General features: G+C 42.0%; 12 protein-coding genes. 1 reads left to right on the top strand and 11 read right to left on the bottom strand.

What is annotated here, in order from left to right; all coding sequences use genetic code 11:
- Nucleotides 1-79: 79 nt before the first annotated feature.
- From F909_RS00980 to F909_RS00995, 4 genes are all read right to left on the bottom strand, one after another.
- Nucleotides 80-433: a lysozyme inhibitor LprI family protein gene (locus F909_RS00980; protein WP_005154828.1), complete on the bottom strand. Its 354-nt coding sequence runs from the start codon at nucleotides 431-433 to the stop codon at nucleotides 80-82.
- Between the two features lie 132 nt (nucleotides 434-565).
- Nucleotides 566-1150 (bottom strand): OmpW/AlkL family protein, encoded by a 585-nt coding sequence (locus F909_RS00985; protein WP_005154823.1) that lies wholly within the window; start codon nucleotides 1148-1150, stop codon nucleotides 566-568.
- Nucleotides 1151-1568: 418 nt separating this feature from the next.
- The gene (locus tag F909_RS00990) at nucleotides 1569-2990 is read right to left on the bottom strand and encodes a Na+/H+ antiporter family protein (RefSeq protein WP_005154818.1); all 1422 of its coding nucleotides are present in this window, start codon (nucleotides 2988-2990) and stop codon (nucleotides 1569-1571) included.
- 121 nt (nucleotides 2991-3111) lie between these two features.
- Nucleotides 3112-3987 (bottom strand): alpha/beta fold hydrolase, encoded by an 876-nt coding sequence (locus F909_RS00995; protein ID WP_005154815.1) that lies wholly within the window; start codon nucleotides 3985-3987, stop codon nucleotides 3112-3114.
- A gap of 113 nt (nucleotides 3988-4100) precedes the next feature.
- Here F909_RS00995 and F909_RS01000 point away from each other — a divergent pair, with 113 nt between their 5' ends.
- The gene (locus F909_RS01000; RefSeq protein WP_005154814.1) at nucleotides 4101-4586 is read left to right on the top strand and encodes a DUF4442 domain-containing protein; all 486 of its coding nucleotides are present in this window, start codon (nucleotides 4101-4103) and stop codon (nucleotides 4584-4586) included.
- A gap of 62 nt (nucleotides 4587-4648) precedes the next feature.
- Here F909_RS01000 and F909_RS01005 read toward each other — a convergent pair whose 3' ends face one another.
- The 7 genes from F909_RS01005 to rplA form a co-directional block, all read right to left on the bottom strand.
- Nucleotides 4649-5008 carry a YMGG-like glycine zipper-containing protein gene (locus tag F909_RS01005; RefSeq protein WP_004774022.1) on the bottom strand — a complete coding sequence of 120 codons (360 nt, stop codon included), beginning with the start codon at nucleotides 5006-5008 and terminating at the stop codon, nucleotides 4649-4651.
- A 353-nt stretch (nucleotides 5009-5361) separates the two neighbouring features.
- Nucleotides 5362-5727 (bottom strand): hypothetical protein, encoded by a 366-nt coding sequence (locus F909_RS01010; protein WP_004774021.1) that lies wholly within the window; start codon nucleotides 5725-5727, stop codon nucleotides 5362-5364.
- Nucleotides 5728-5891: 164 nt separating this feature from the next.
- Nucleotides 5892-10085, bottom strand: coding sequence for a DNA-directed RNA polymerase subunit beta' (rpoC, locus tag F909_RS01015; RefSeq protein ID WP_032878338.1), 4194 nt, complete (start codon nucleotides 10083-10085; stop codon nucleotides 5892-5894).
- 153 nt (nucleotides 10086-10238) lie between these two features.
- Nucleotides 10239-14327, bottom strand: a complete 4089-nt coding sequence (gene rpoB, locus F909_RS01020; protein ID WP_005154810.1) for a DNA-directed RNA polymerase subunit beta — start codon at nucleotides 14325-14327, stop codon at nucleotides 10239-10241.
- 309 nt (nucleotides 14328-14636) lie between these two features.
- A complete protein-coding gene (gene rplL, locus F909_RS01025) occupies nucleotides 14637-15002 on the bottom strand; it encodes a 50S ribosomal protein L7/L12 (RefSeq protein ID WP_004802232.1) in 366 nt (121 codons plus the stop codon).
- A 48-nt stretch (nucleotides 15003-15050) separates the two neighbouring features.
- Complete coding sequence (gene rplJ, locus F909_RS01030) at nucleotides 15051-15557, bottom strand: 50S ribosomal protein L10 (RefSeq protein WP_004802230.1); 507 nt, start codon at nucleotides 15555-15557, stop codon at nucleotides 15051-15053.
- A gap of 251 nt (nucleotides 15558-15808) precedes the next feature.
- Nucleotides 15809-16504 (bottom strand): 50S ribosomal protein L1, encoded by a 696-nt coding sequence (gene rplA, locus F909_RS01035; RefSeq protein ID WP_004656290.1) that lies wholly within the window; start codon nucleotides 16502-16504, stop codon nucleotides 15809-15811.
- Nucleotides 16505-16507: the final 3 nt, after the last annotated feature.

Raw genomic sequence — 16507 nt, 5'->3', positions numbered from 1 at the left:
TGATTTATGAATGGTGCATATCTTGGATTTTTCAATCCTTCAGCTTTATTTTTCAGCTAAAAATTGTACAAAATGAAAATTAGAATGGTCCTTGGCTCAAGACACGCGTCTGTAACAGCTGATCAAGTTGCTGTTGTCGTTGTGCATAGGCACGCTTCAGACAAGGGCTATTAGCAGCACAGGAATTGCGCTGTTTTAGCCATTTAAATTGTTGATCTTTCTCTGCATCACGCCCACCCATTGGTAAAGCGTGCAGAATAATTTGGTAGGTGGTCGCCAGTTTTACATCGGCATCGTTTAAACTGCGGTCATTGCAGATCTGTTGCTCAGCTTTTAGCTTCGCCGCTTTACAAGAAAAACTCGCTGCCTGAGCCTGAGACAAAAACAATAATGGTGTGAGTAATAATGCTGTACTTATAAATTTTTTCATCATGGACCATTCACTTTTATTTAAGCTTATATCTCAGCATACAAAACTCAAGTGTTGAAGCCTGTATCGGTTTTATTTCAAATTGCAAAAATAAAAAACCTCACACAAGGTGAGGTTCTTCAATCTTTCGCTGACTTAGAATCTGTAGCTATAACCTAATGTATACACCACAGGGTTGAGATCTAAATCAAATTTAGTGCCATCGACCAAGGTTACTTTTGGGCTAATGTCAGCATAACGCACATCCACATAAACACCCCAGTTTTTCGCATCAGCTGGCTGGAAGTTAAAGCCTAACTGACCGGCAAAACCAAATGCTTCTTTTACATCTTTCGCTACACCCTTTTCATGCCATGGGATGAATGCTGTACCACCGACACCAATATATGGCGTGAAGCGAGTTGAGTTTTTAAAGTTATACTTTGCAGTAATCGTCGGAGGAAGTTGACGTACACTTGCAACTTTTTCCCCGTTTAATAAGACATCATGCTTGATTGGCGTCGCCAATAAAATTTCAGCTGAGAATGGTGTTTCACCAAAGAAATATTCAACCGAAGGTGTAAATGCAAATTCATTATCACCTTTTACCGTTGCACCAGGTGCTACAGTCGTATCTCCAGTTGGACTAATAACACTCGCTCCCACTTTAACTTGAAAGCCCCCTGCAAATGCAGTTGAAGATAACCCCAATAATGCAACAACCAATACTTTCTTTAACATTTAAACAACCTCTTTAACAATTTATGTTCTTGTTCTACATAATAAGCATGGGTTTTTACATTATGCAATACTTATTAATTCCGACCTTTTAAATCTATTTTGTAATATATTGAATATTAATAAAATATAATTGTTAAAATATGTAAAAATCATTAAATCAGACTATTTTAATCAAGTTAAATTACTATAAAACCTAGTATTTTTATCGGAATAAGATATTTTAAAATATCAATTAAAGTTTTTAGAAAAATTCAATTTAGATGAATTTAAAAATATAATCATATAAAACTTAATATTAAAATCATATTATAAAACCAGATTAAAAAAGAGACAAAAAATGTCAAATACTGATTATTTTTATATTTTAATTCTAAAAAATATACAAGCATAAAAAATGGCTCTTAACGAGCCATTTTTATTATAAAACCATTGCGGCAATCCAGCCAAAAATAAGCAAAGGAATATTAAAATGTATAAAAGTTGGCACAACCGTATCCCAAATGTGATCATGTTGACCATCTACACCTAAACCAGCTGTCGGTCCTAAGGTCGAATCAGATGCAGGTGAACCCGCATCACCTAGTGCCGCAGCGGTACCAATTAAGGCGATGGTTGCCAACGGTGAAAAACCAAACTGTACACATAAAGGGACGTAAATCACTGCCAGCACAGGCACACTTGAGAATGATGAACCAATACCAATCGTTACGAATAAGCCGATAAAGAGCATCAGGAATGCAGCTAATGCATGGTTATCGCCAATGATATGGACTACGCCATTGACCAGATGAGTAATATCGCCTGTGTGCGTCATCACTGAAGCAAAACCTGCCGCAGAGATCATGATAAAGCCCACCAAAGCCATCATACGCATACCTTGTACAAATACGTCATCAGCATCTTGCCATTTAAAAATACCTGACGCGGATAACACTGCAAAACCAACTAAACCACCGAGAATCATTGAACCTGAATACAGCTGTGCAACTAACGTTAAACCGATCGCAAGCACCGCCATGAACATGGTTTTCTTGGAGATATAAGGCACATTCTCTGCTTCATGTTTGAGCTCTTCAGCATCAGCTTTGAGATCATATTCTGCTTGCGTGGTGACTTTCAGCGGCTTATCCAGATCAATCGTTTTGACTGGCGTAATTGATCGATCAACATAGATACGTGGCTTACGATAGCTAATAAATACCGCAACCAGTGTACCAATCACCATCCCTAATACTGGAATCGCCATACCGATAGGCATCATGCCGCGCTCGACATGCAAGCCATAAGCAGCGCCAATCTTGTTGATATTGCCCATCAAAATCTGTTCAAGGAAGATCGCACCAAAGCCAACAGGGAGAAAAATATAGGTTCCGACCAAACCTAAAGTCATCACACATGCTGCCGCTCGACGATCTAGCTTCAAGTGGTTCATCACTTTCAATAAAGGTGGAACCAATACTGGAATAAACGCAATATGCACTGGAATCAGGTTTTGAGAGAAAATAGCAGCGATCAGTAGAATGGTTAATAATAGATATTTCACCTTTTTCTGCTGATTTTTACCTGCTTCCATCCCTAACAAACCAATCAGTTTATGGGCAAGTAAATCGGGTAATCCAGACTTTGAAAGTGCCAATGCAAATGCACCTAATACAGCATAAGCCAACGCCACTTCAGCACCATCGCCTAAGCCAGCATTAAATGCTTCTACAGTTTGAGAAAGACTTAGACCAGCGACCAAGCCTCCAATGATGGCTGAAATCACCAAAGTGAGAACAACAGAAACTCGTGCCAGTGATAGGATAAACATCACGGCAATCGCAATTACGACAGCATTCATGAACAAATTCAGGAGCAAAGAAAAGGCGATATTCTAGCAGATTCATGAAAACCTAGCTGAAAATATCGCCGTATTATCGCTAATCTTAAGTGATTTTTAGCTTAATAAATCCACTAAAGCCTTAAGCAGCTTGACGTTGCACGAATTGACGGATCAGTTCAGCAATTTTTTCTGGTTGGCTCAATACCGCCCAGTGGTTGGCATCGAGTTCAACATACTCAAATTTTTCCACCCATTTTGGCATAGATTCAGTAATGTACTCAGTACTCACAAAAGCATCGCGCTGTAATACGATCGCTTGTACAGGACATTGTGCATAGCGTTGGCGAGGTTGAGTTAAAGAAGGAATAAAATTGGCACGATACAAATTAATGCCGTATTTACCATCCGCCACAATATTGGCATTTAAAGGTAAATTTTTCTTCTTTTCCAAACCACTTAAAATCTTGCCCCATTTCTCAGGGCTAAAGAATGTCCACACAGTTGGCGCAACTAAAGGTAAATGGAAAGCTCCGATATACCAAGATTTCGTCAGCATTTTCAGTACATTGCTTGGTGCAGATTTGAATTTTTCACGCAGATACAAAGAAGCATGATCTAAACAAGGACCTGAAATCGTTGTATAAGATAATAATCGGCCCTTTAATTTTGGTTCAGTCGCCGACTCCCAAGATTGCAAAGAACCCCAATCGTGCGCTGCCATGTGAAAATTACGGTCTGGGATCACGGCATCAACGACTTCTTGAAGGTCCAATGACAAACGTGGCAAACGATAATCTTTGATACGTTTAGGAATCGAAGATAGACCTGCACCACGCACATCATAAGTCACCACATAGTAATCATTAACGAGTTTTTCAATGATTGGCTCCCACACTTCCTGATTATCTGGATAGCCATGTACTAAAACCAAAGGTGTTTTTTTCTCCTCACCCCATGTTTTGACACAAAGCGTTTGCTGATCAGACGTCGTTACTGTTTTTACTTGTGCTTGCATAATTCTTTCCCATTTTGTTTTCTATCGGCTGTTCATAAAACAGCCATTGCCAGCGATGCAATAAAAATGATACTTATGGAGTATGAATAGAGTTGCAAGAAAAAAAATTGACCATGAAAGACTTTTTCAAAAAAATTCGAACCATTCCTGCGATATCGAAATTTATGCTCAACCATTATTCACCTTATCGTGGCGCGGGAATCGAGATTGAAAGCATTGATCTGGATGATTACTACATTCGAGTCAAAATGCCACTAACCAGACGCAATCGCAATATTGTCGGGACACATTTTGGCGGTAGCCTTTATTCAATGGTCGACCCTTTTTATATGCTGATTCTGATTCATCATTTAGGTCACAAATATATTGTCTGGGACAAAAGTGCCACGATTAATTTTATTGCTCCAGGACGGAATACCGTTTATGCAGAGATCCAGCTGAATGCAAGTGAAATCACTGAAATCAAGAAATTGGCTGAGAACCATGAGCCAGTTCTACGCCATTACACATTGAATATTGTTGATGATGCAGGAACGCGAATCGCAGAAGTTGAAAAAGTTCTTTATATCCGTCGTAAAAAACCCAAAGCTAGTGCTTAACACAATTCACATAAAAATGCCTGCAATCGTTTGCAGGCATTTTTGAAGCTGATGATCAGAAATTATCTCTTTTTCTCTTGGATTGCGGCTCCAGCACCACCACCGATTGCACCACCAATTGCAGCGCCTGAATCACCACCAAAGATTGCTTTACCAACGACAGAACCGATACCAGCACCAATGGCACTACTAGTGGTAGAGCTACTATTTGCACCTTTCGCATTGGCACCCACGCCAGCACCGGCAGCAGCACCTACACCCGCACCTAATCCGCCACCAACATGGTTACCTAGACCGCCACCTACAGCACCGCCAAGGGCTGCTGTACCAATACGCTGGTCAGAGGCACTCATATTTTGACAGCCGGTGAACATTACCGCAGATAACACCAAAGTAGAAACTAAACCTATTGTTTTTTTCATGACTATACTCACTCCTATACTTTCTAATAAAAAGCATAATCTTCTTTTATGTGGATTTTGATCACATTGTGTTATCACACTGTCCCAATCGATTGATATTTTGTAAAGGCGGCTGCTTTTAAAAACATTTGGATGAAGATGAAATAAGTAAGATCTAGATAAGTTTGCTCAACGCTGGGTGCTTTAAAGAATTAGGATGAATTAAAATTTGGATTATAAATAAGGTTTTTATTATGGAACTTTTCTCAGGAATGCATTTATGCCTACTGAGAAAATACAACTTTATTCAATGAACCGGTTCGATGGCTAAAGCTCAAAGAGATAATCAGCCATCGAGCGATTTCTATTCAGGCTTAGTACTTACCTTTTTTCTCACCATAAGCAGAACCAGCACTACCACCTAGCGCACCACCAACAGCAGCACCAGAGTCACCTCCTAAAACAGCACCACCAATCACGGCACCTAAGCCCGCACCGATTGCGCTATTACGTGTATTTTTACTATTTGAACCTTTAGCATTTGCAGCAACACCCGCGCCAATTGCAGCACCAAGACCAGCACCAAGATTACCACCAACATGCTTACCTACCGCACCACCTGCACCACCACCAATTGCAGCAGAACCAATACGTTTACTCTCTGGACTCGCATTTTGGCAACCCACAAATAGTGTAGTTGACATTAAACCGACACCAGCAATCATCATCATTTTTTTCATTAGAACTACTCCTCTCTCAGATGTGCATAGAATAATATTGTTTAATGAACTGTTTACTTTGATTAAGTAATCAAATACTGATGCTGTAATGTGTTTTTGTAACAAATGCTTCATTTTCCCACAAAAAAAGGCACCCGAAGGTGCCTTTTTTAATTCGTTAAAACTTAGAACTGGTCTGAGTTCAACGCTTGACTAAATGCTTGGTCAACTTCACTGAAATCGTTATGAAGTTCAAATTCAGCAGCTTCTGACTCTTGACGACGACGCTCTAAATGATACGCAAGACCTGTACCAGCAGGGATCAAACGACCTACAACAACGTTCTCTTTCAAGCCACGTAAGTCATCTTCTTTACCTGTTACAGCCGCTTCAGTTAACACACGCGTTGTTTCCTGGAACGATGCCGCAGAGATGAATGAGTCAGTAGAAAGCGATGCTTTCGTGATACCCATCAACTGACGTTCAAACTTCGCAGGGAACTTGTTCTGAGCCAAGACAGCTTGGTTCTCTTGAACAACGCGGATGTAATCCACTTGCTCGCCTTTGATGAAGCTTGTATCACCGCCATCAGTGATATCAACTTTACGCAACATTTGACGTACAACAACTTCAATGTGCTTATCGTTGATTTTCACACCTTGGAGACGGTAAACGTCTTGAACTTCGTTCACGATGTAGTTAGTTAATGCGACTTCACCTTTCAAACGCAAGATGTCATGTGGGTTCTGTGGGCCATCAGAAATGGTTTCACCACGGTTCACATGTTCACCTTCGAACACGTTAATGGTACGCCATTTTGGAATCAATTCTTCGTAGATCTCAGAACCATCATCCGGAGTAATCACTAAGCGGTTCTTACCTTTGGTCTCTTTACCGAAGCTTACAACACCTGATACTTCTGCAAGAATCGCATGTTCTTTCGGTTTACGTGCTTCAAATAAATCCGCTACGCGTGGAAGACCACCGGTAATATCACGTGTACGTGAAGTTTCTTGGGGTACACGACCAAGTACATCACCCACACCAATCGTTGCGCCATCGCGAACGGTTACGATCGTATTTTGTGGTAAGAAGTAGAATTGTTCGCCGCCATCTGTTGTATCCAACACAATTGCAGGACGTAAATCTTTACCAGAAGCAGGACGAGCTGTTACAGGCAAGATTTCAACAGTGGTCATACCTGTTGCATCATCTGTCTTAGACGTTGCAGTTACGCCATCAGCAATTTGGCTGAAACGCGCTTTACCCGCAACTTCGGTAACAAGTGGATGTGTATGTGGATCCCAAGTCGCCACGATACCGCCCGCTTCTACAGCTTCACCATCTTTCAGCAAGATGCTTGCACCGTAAGGAAGTTTATAGCGCTCACGCTCACGACCTAAATCATCCGCAATACCAATTTCACCTGAACGTGAAACTGACACTAAGTGACCTTTGGCATGTTGTACAGTTTTCACGTTGTGGAAACGTACAGTACCTTTATTACGTACTTGAACACTGTTTGCAGCAGACGTTCGGCTTGCAGCACCACCCACGTGGAAGGTACGCATTGTTAACTGTGTACCAGGTTCACCAATTGACTGAGCAGCCATTACACCGACAGATTCACCTGGATTCACCAAGTGACCGCGTGCAAGATCACGACCATAACAGCGTGCACATACACCGAATGTCGATTCACATGCAATTACTGAACGTACTTTAACTTCATCGACACCCGCTTCTTCAAGCTCAGCAGCAATTTTCTCGTCAATTAACGTACCACGTGCAAGCACAACTTCATCATCAGATGCACGACGTACATCTTCAGCAGTTACACGACCCAATACGCGATCGCGTAATGGCTCGATCACATCACCACCTTGAATGAATGGTGTCATTACGAGACCACCAGCTGTACCACAATCAGATTCAGTAATAACTAAATCTTGTGCTACATCTACAAGACGACGAGTCAAGTAACCAGAGTTCGCAGTTTTCAATGCGGTATCGGCCAAACCTTTACGCGCACCGTGTGTTGAAATGAAGTACTGAAGTACGGTCAAACCTTCACGGAAGTTTGCCTTAATTGGCGTCTCAATGATCGAACCATCTGGTTTCGCCATCAAACCACGCATACCAGCAAGCTGACGGATCTGCGCCGCACTACCACGGGCACCCGAGTCTGACATCATATAAATTGAGTTGAATGACTTCTGCTTCTCGTCTTCACCTTGTTTGTTTTTCACAAGGGTATAAGATAAGTTGTCCATCATCGCTTTCGCAACTTGGTCATTGGTACGTGCCCAAATATCGACCACTTTGTTATAGCGTTCACCCGCAGTTACGAAGCCTTGTTCAAACTGTTGTTCGATTTCACGAACTTCTGTTTCAGCTTTGTCGATAATGGTGTGCTTATTTGGCGGAATAAGCATGTCTTCCATACCAACAGATACACCTGAACGCGTCGCTTGACGGAAGCCCAAATACATCAATTGGTCAGCAAAGATAACGGTATCTTTTAAGCCCAATTTACGGTAGCAAGAGTTGATTAACTTAGAGATGTTTTTCTTGGTCATCTCAAGGTTGATCGATTCAAAGCTTAAACCTTGTGGAACCACTTCCCACAACAAGCAACGACCTGGTGTCGTATCAACAATAATAGTTTGCTTTTCGCGCTGACCATTTTCATCGATTACAGTTTGGTGTACACGTACTTTTACGCGTGCATGGATCGCAACTTTACCCGTCGCTAACGCACGGTTAACTTCATGTGTATCCGCAAACACCATGCCTTCACCTTTGGCATTTACCGCATCACGCGTGATGTAGTAAAGACCCAAGACAACGTCCTGAGAAGGAACGATGATTGGCTCACCGTTTGCAGGTGACAAGATGTTGTTGGTTGACATCATCAAGGCACGCGCTTCTAACTGTGCTTCCAATGTTAATGGAACGTGTACCGCCATTTGGTCACCATCGAAGTCGGCGTTAAACGCAGCACATACGAGTGGGTGAAGACGGATTGCTTTACCTTCAATCAAAATAGGTTCAAATGCTTGAAGACCTAAACGGTGAAGTGTTGGCGCACGGTTCAACATCACTGGATGTTGACGAATCACAGATGCAAGAACGTCCCAAACTTCTGGTGTCTCACGCTCAACCATTTTCTTCGCAGCTTTAATGGTTGTTGCTTGGCCAGAAGCTTGTAGTTTCGCGAAAATAAATGGCTTGAATAGTTCAAGTGCCATCTTCTTCGGAAGACCACATTGGTGAAGACGTAAAGTAGGACCAACGGTAATCACCGAACGACCTGAATAGTCTACACGCTTACCAAGTAAGTTTTGACGGAAACGACCTTGTTTACCTTTGATCATGTCTGCCAAAGATTTCAATGGACGTTTGTTCGAACCTGTAATTGCACGACCACGACGACCGTTATCAAGCAACGCATCTACAGACTCTTGTAACATACGTTTTTCATTACGTACGATAATGTCTGGTGCAGCCAAGTCGAGAAGACGTTTTAAACGGTTGTTACGGTTGATCACACGACGATACAAATCGTTCAAGTCTGAAGTCGCGAAACGACCACCTTCAAGTGGTACAAGCGGACGTAAATCTGGTGGAAGTACAGGAAGTACGTTCATCACCATCCATTCAGGCTTGTTGTTTGAATCTTTGAAAGCTTCCATCAATTTCAAACGCTTAGACGATTTCTTAAGTTTCGTCTCAGAGGTTGTTTGAGGGATCTCTTCGCGTAAACGCGCAATTTCCGCTTCAAGATCGATATCTTTTAATAGATCCTGAATCGCTTCTGCACCCATCTTCGCAGTGAATTCATCACCGTGTTCTTCAAGTGCATTGTAGTATTCTTCGTCTGTTAAAAGTTGATACTTTTCAAACGGAGTCATACCAGGATCTGTAACAACATAAGATTCGAAATACAATACGCGTTCGATATCACGTAATGTCATATCAAGAAGCAAACCGATACGGCTCGGTAATGATTTCAAGAACCAAATGTGTGCAACTGGAGATGCAAGTTCGATGTGACCCATACGCTCACGACGAACTTTGGCAGTTGTTACTTCAACGCCACATTTTTCACAAATGACACCTTTGTATTTCATACGCTTGTATTTACCACACAAGCATTCGTAATCTTTTACTGGACCAAAAATTTTGGCACAGAACAAACCGTCACGTTCAGGTTTAAAAGTACGGTAGTTAATGGTTTCAGGTTTTTTAACTTCACCGTGAGACCATGACTTAATCATCTCTGGCGACGCAAGACCAATACGGATACGGTCAAATTCAACAGGTGCATGACCTTCTGAATCCGGTTTCTTACGCATGATATCGAGCAAGTCTTTCAATTTTTTTCTCCGTGTGCCGAGGAGCTAAGCTCACTCGACTGGGTCACAAATATTGTTTTTACTGAAATTTGGGAATATCTAATCCCCCTAAATCCCCCTTTACAAAGGAGGACTTTCTCCCCGCTTTCTCAAAGAGGGGTTGGGGGAGATTTTTTAGTCACCATTTTTCAGTTCAATGTTGATACCTAAAGAACGGATCTCTTTGGTCAATACGTTGAACGATTCAGGCATACCCGGATCCATATAATGGTTACCATCTACAATATTCTTATAGATGCGTGTACGGCCTTCGACGTCATCCGACTTCACAGTGAGCATTTCTTGAAGTGTATATGCTGCACCGTATGCTTCAAGTGCCCATACTTCCATCTCACCGAAACGCTGACCACCGAATTGTGCTTTACCACCAAGCGGCTGTTGAGTAACAAGTGAGTAAGAACCTGTTGAACGTGCATGCATCTTGTCATCAACCAAGTGGTTCAATTTGAGCATGTACATGTAACCTACAGTTACAGGACGATCAAACTGTTCACCTGTACGTCCGTCAAACAACACCGTTTGACCAGTACGTGAAATGTCAGCCAATTCAAGCAAGTCTTTGATCTGGCTTTCTTCAGCACCATCAAATACAGGTGTTGCCAATGGAACACCAGCACGTAGGTTGCCTGAAAGTGCCAAGACTTCTGCATCAGTTAAGCTATCAAGCTCTTCTTGCTCGCCACCAACCTTGTTATAAATCTTGTCTAAGAATTCACGCAGCTCAATCACTGTACGCTGTTCTTTCAACATTTTTTCGATTTTATCGCCAAGACCTTTAGCAGCCATACCCAAGTGAGTCTCAAGAATCTGACCCACGTTCATACGTGAAGGTACGCCCAACGGGTTCAATACGATATCAACTGGTACACCATTGGCATCATGCGGCATGTCTTCAACGGGTAAGATGTTTGATACAACACCCTTGTTACCGTGACGACCTGCCATCTTATCACCAGGCTGGATACGACGTTTAACTGCGAGGTAAACCTTAACAACTTTCAATACGCCAGTTGTTAATTCATCACCTGTAGAAAGTTTACGTTTCTTCTCTGCAAACTTCTCATCAATTTCGTAACTCTTCTCTTTCAAGAACACTTGAATTTGAGTTAAACGCTCAGCAATTGCTTCGTCAGTCGGTTGGATTTCAAGTAAATCAACCAGCTCTAAACCAGACAATACATCTACAGAAAGTTTATCGCCACGCTTGGTTGAACCACCACCATTAGACTCTTGACCAGTCAACAAACGAACAATACGTTCACGTGCTGCTTCTTCGAAGATTTTGTATTCTTCTTTCAAATCTTTACGGTATGCGTCAAGCTGAGCTTTTTCAATTGCTTGAGCACGCTCATCTTTTTCCAAACCATCACGCGTGAAGACTTGAACGTCAATGACTGTACCTTTAGTACCAGACGGAACGCGTAAAGAAGAGTCTTTCACGTCAGCTGCTTTTTCACCAAAGATTGCGCGAAGTAATTTTTCTTCAGGTGTTAACTGAGTTTCACCTTTAGGCGTTACTTTACCAACAAGGATGTCACCCGCAGTCACTTCCGCACCGATATAAACAATACCAGACTCATCCAACTTAGACAGTGCAGCTTCACCAACGTTAGGGATATCGGCAGTAATTTCCTCTGCACCTAACTTAGTATCACGCGCTACACAAGACAACTCTTGAATGTGGATCGACGTTAAACGGTCTTCTTGAAGTACACGCTCAGAAAGCAAGATCGAGTCTTCGTAGTTATAACCGTTCCATGTCATGAACGCGACGCGCATGTTTTGACCAAGCGCAAGTTCACCCATATCAGTCGATGGACCATCAGCCAAGATATCGCCACGAGCAACTTTGTCGCCCAAGTTTACGATAACGTTTTGGTTGATACATGTATTTTGGTTTGAACGTGTATATTTGATCAGGTTGTAGATATCTACACCCGCTTCACCCGCGATCATTTCATCTTCGTTTACACGAATAACGATACGAGATGCATCTACATATTCAATCGCACCACCACGGTCTGCAATCACACACACACCTGAGTCACGTGCTACGTTTGCTTCCATACCTGTACCAACAAGCGGCTTGTCAGCACGTAAGGTCGGAACAGCCTGACGTTGCATGTTTGAACCCATTAATGCACGGTTCGCATCATCGTGTTCAAGGAATGGAATCAGTGATGCAGCAACAGATACAACCTGCTGAGCAGAAACGTCCATATGTGTTACGCGCTCAGGCGACATACGTACGAATTCACCTTGGTGACGTACAGAAACCATTTCTTCAGTCAAGTTGCCATCTTTATCTACAGCAGAATCGGCCTGTGCAATGACAGTACCTACTTCTTCAATCGCAGATAAATATTCAACTGTATCCGTTACACGGCCTTCAACAACACGACGGTATGGAGTTTCCAAGAAACCGAAGTCATTCGCTTTTGCATATACAGAAAGCGAGTTGATCAAACCAATGTTTGGACCTTCAGGCGTTTCAATTGGACATACACGACCGTAGTGAGTCTGATGTACGTCACGTACTTCAAAGCCCGCACGTTCACGCGTCAAACCACCAGGACCAAGCGCAGATACACGACGTTTGTGTGTAATCTCAGACAATGGGTTGTTTTGGTCCATGAACTGAGACAATTGGCTTGAACCAAAGAATTCTTTGATTGCAGCAGCAACTGGTTTTGCGTTGATTAAATCTTGTGGAGACAAGTTATCTGTTTCTGCTTGGCTTAAACGCTCTTTAACAGCACGTTCAACACGAACTAAACCAACACGGAATTGGTTTTCTGTCATTTCACCAACAGAACGTACACGACGGTTACCCAAGTGATCGATATCGTCGACTTCACCCTTACCGTTACGGATTTCAACCAATGTACGCAATACATCGATGATATCTTCGTGCGATAAAATACCTTCAACTTCACGAGACTTCTGATCTGTACCTACTTCGTAAGGACGACCCAAACGACGGTTGAACTTCATACGACCCACTGGAGAAAGGTCATAACGCTCAGATGAGAAGAACAAGTTATTGAATAAGTTTTCAGCAGCTTCTTTCGTTGGCGGCTCGCCTGGACGCATTACTTTATAGATTTCAACAAGTGCTTCTTCACGACCTGTTGTTGTATCTGCACGTAATGTATCTGCAACGAAAGAACCACGATCGATATCGTTAGTAAACAGGATGTTAAACTGTTTAACACCACCTTCAGCTAACTTCACCATGATGTCATGGCTAAGAACGGTATTCGCAGGGATTACATCACCGTCTTTCAACTTGATGTCTTCAGCAGTAATACGCTCATATAAATATTCATCAGGTACAGAAAGCTTGGCTAAGTTCGCAGCTTCCATTTGACGTACATGACGCGCATTAATACGTTTACCTTGTTCAACGATTGCTTTGCCATCATTATCCAAGATATCAAATTGCGCCATTTCACCACGTAAGCGATCTGGAACGAGGTCAATTTGATAGCTACCCATATCAAGATATACAGGTACTTTTTCGTAGAACAAATTCAAGATTTGTTCATTGCTATAATTTAAAGCACGTAAAATGACAGTCGCCAATAGTTTACGACGACGGTCAATACGTACGAATACCAAATCTTTTGCATCAAATTCGAAGTCTAACCATGAACCACGGTAAGGGATAATACGTGCTGAATACAACACTTTACCGCTTGAGTGGGTTTTACCCTTATCATGGTCGAAGAATACACCTGGTGAACGGTGTAATTGAGATACGATTACACGCTCAGTACCGTTGATAACGAATGTACCGTTATCTGTCATGAGTGGCATTTCACCCATGTAAACTTCTTGTTCACGAACGTCTTTAATTGACTTCGTTTCGCGATCTTTAATGATCAAACGAATTTTTACGCGCATTGGTGCCGCATAAGTTGAACCACGTAAAATACATTCACGCACGTCAAACTCTGGCTTACCAAGACTATACTCAACAAATTCTAAAGCAGCATTGCCAGAATAACTTTCAATAGGAAAAACTGAACGAAATGCGGCTTGGAGACCGATATCTTCGCGATTTTTTGGAGTTTTACCACCTTGTAAGAAAGTACGGTACGAATCGACCTGAATCGAAAGTAAATACGGTGCTTCCATTACGTGGGGCAATTTACCAAAATTCTTACGAATCCGTTTCTTTTCGGTATATGAGTATGCCATCTGGAGTCCTCGGAAAGTAAACTAAACCCGCCTGCAGAACGGGTTTAGAAGGAATTACGCAGGCCGATATGGCCACCACTGTTTACAAATGCTGCAATTTTTAGTGGTATTAAAACGCTTAACAATATTTTTATAAGCAAAAAAATATTGGTAAGCGTTTGATATTGTGTTATTTGTTTGAATTCCGCGCACAAAAACCGCAAAACTAACAAAAAACGAGCCGATTATTGTAACGCAAAAAGGCTGATGACCCAAGAGCCATCAGCCATTTTTTGGAGCCGATTTTCAAAAAATCGACTCCCTACAGAATTACTTAAGTGTAACTGTAGCACCAGCTTCTTCAAGCTTCTTCTTAAGCTCTTCGCCTTCTTCTTTAGAAACGCCTTCCTTAAGAACAGCAGGAGCGCCTTCAACAAGATCTTTAGCTTCTTTAAGACCAAGACCAGTAGCTTCACGAACTGCTTTAATTACAGCAACTTTGTTAGCACCGAAAGAAGTCAACTCTACGTTGAATTCAGTTTGTTCTTCAACAGCAGCAGCAGCTGGACCAGCAGCAACAGCTACAGCAGCAGCAGATACGTTGAATTTTTCTTCGAAAGCAGAAATAAGTTCAACAAGTTCAAGAACAGTTTTTTCAGCAACTGCGTTTAAGATTTCTTCGTTTGTTAAAGCCATGAGAGTAACTCCAAATGGATATTGAATGGTGTGAAAGTAGATTTAAGCTTAAGCAGCTTCTGACCCGTTTTTCTCTTGAAGCGCTGTAAGTAAGCGACCCAATTTCGAAATAGGAGCTTGAAGAACAGAGGCAAGCATAGTAAGCGCTTTTTCTTGGTTCGGAAGATTCGCGATAACGCTAACGTCAGCACCTTGATAAAGTTTGCCTTCAAATGCAGCAGCCTTTAATTCAAATGCTTTATTAGTTTTAGCAAATTCTTCGAACAAGCGTGCAGCTGCACCCATGTCGTCTTCAGAAGTTGAGAATGCTAAGATTGTTGGACCAACAAGGTCATCATTCAAGATAGCAAATGGCGTATCTTGAAGCGCACGTTTAGCTAAAGTATTACGTACAACACGTGTAGCAACACCTAGTTTACGAGCTTCAACACGGAGAGCAGTTAATTGCTCAACGGTTAAACCTTGGTAGTCAGCAACAACGGCAGCGAACGCTGTAGAAGCAATTTCACTTACTTCAGCAACGATCTGTTTTTTGTCTTCGATAAGAAGAGCCATCGTAAAACCTCCTAACGGTGATTTATGCACTCATACGAGCGCACTCCCAATTCGTAAGCCCTATTCAGACTTACACGCGGAGGAGCAAAAAATCACACCACCGCGTCTACTCAGACTGGGTTATTAAGAAGATCATCTAAAAAGAATCACTTCGCCTGAGGTCTTTGACGCTGATAAACATTCATTTATCAATTCAAAGTTTGCTTAGATTTTTTCAACGAAAAAATCTAAGGCTTCAAAATTCTTTCTAATTACTTAGAAACGTTGCTTACGTCAACGATCAAACCAGGACCCATAGTAGAGCTCAAAGTGATCTTTTTAACGTATACACCTTTAGAAGTTGCAGGCTTTAACTTTTTCAAGTCTGCAATTAAAGTTTCAACGTTTTGACGTACAGCTTCTTCGCTAAAGCCAAGTTGGCCGATCGCAGCGTGGATGATACCCGCTTTGTCTACACGGTAACGTGCTTGACCAGATTTAGCATTCTTAACCGCGTTAGCAACATCAGGAGTTACTGTACCCACTTTAGGGTTTGGCATTAAGCCACGTGGACCAAGAATTGTACCAAGCTTACCAACAACGCGCATTGCATCAGGAGCAGCAATTACTACGTCGAAATCAAGGTTTCCACCTTGAATGCTTTCAGCAAGGTCATCAAAACCAACGATATCAGCACCAGCAGCTTTCGCAGCTTCTGCAGCAGCACCTTGAGCAAATACTGCAACACGTACAGTTTTACCAGTACCCGCAGGTAAAGTTGTAGCACCACGAACAACCTGATCAGATTTACGTGGGTCTACACCAAGGTTTACAGCGATATCTAAAGATTCTTTGAACTTCGCAGCTGGAAGGCTGTTAAGAACTTGTACTGCTTCTTCCAAAGTGTAAACTTTGTTTGCTTCAACAGCAGCAGCAATGGCTTTTTGACGTTTAGTTAACTTTGCCATGTC

The organism is Acinetobacter sp. ANC 3929, assembly GCF_000369405.1.
In the GTDB taxonomy this organism is placed as follows: Bacteria; Pseudomonadota; Gammaproteobacteria; order Pseudomonadales; family Moraxellaceae; genus Acinetobacter.
The sequence above is the reverse complement of the archived record's forward strand: the minus strand, read 5'-3'. Positions and strand labels throughout refer to the sequence as shown.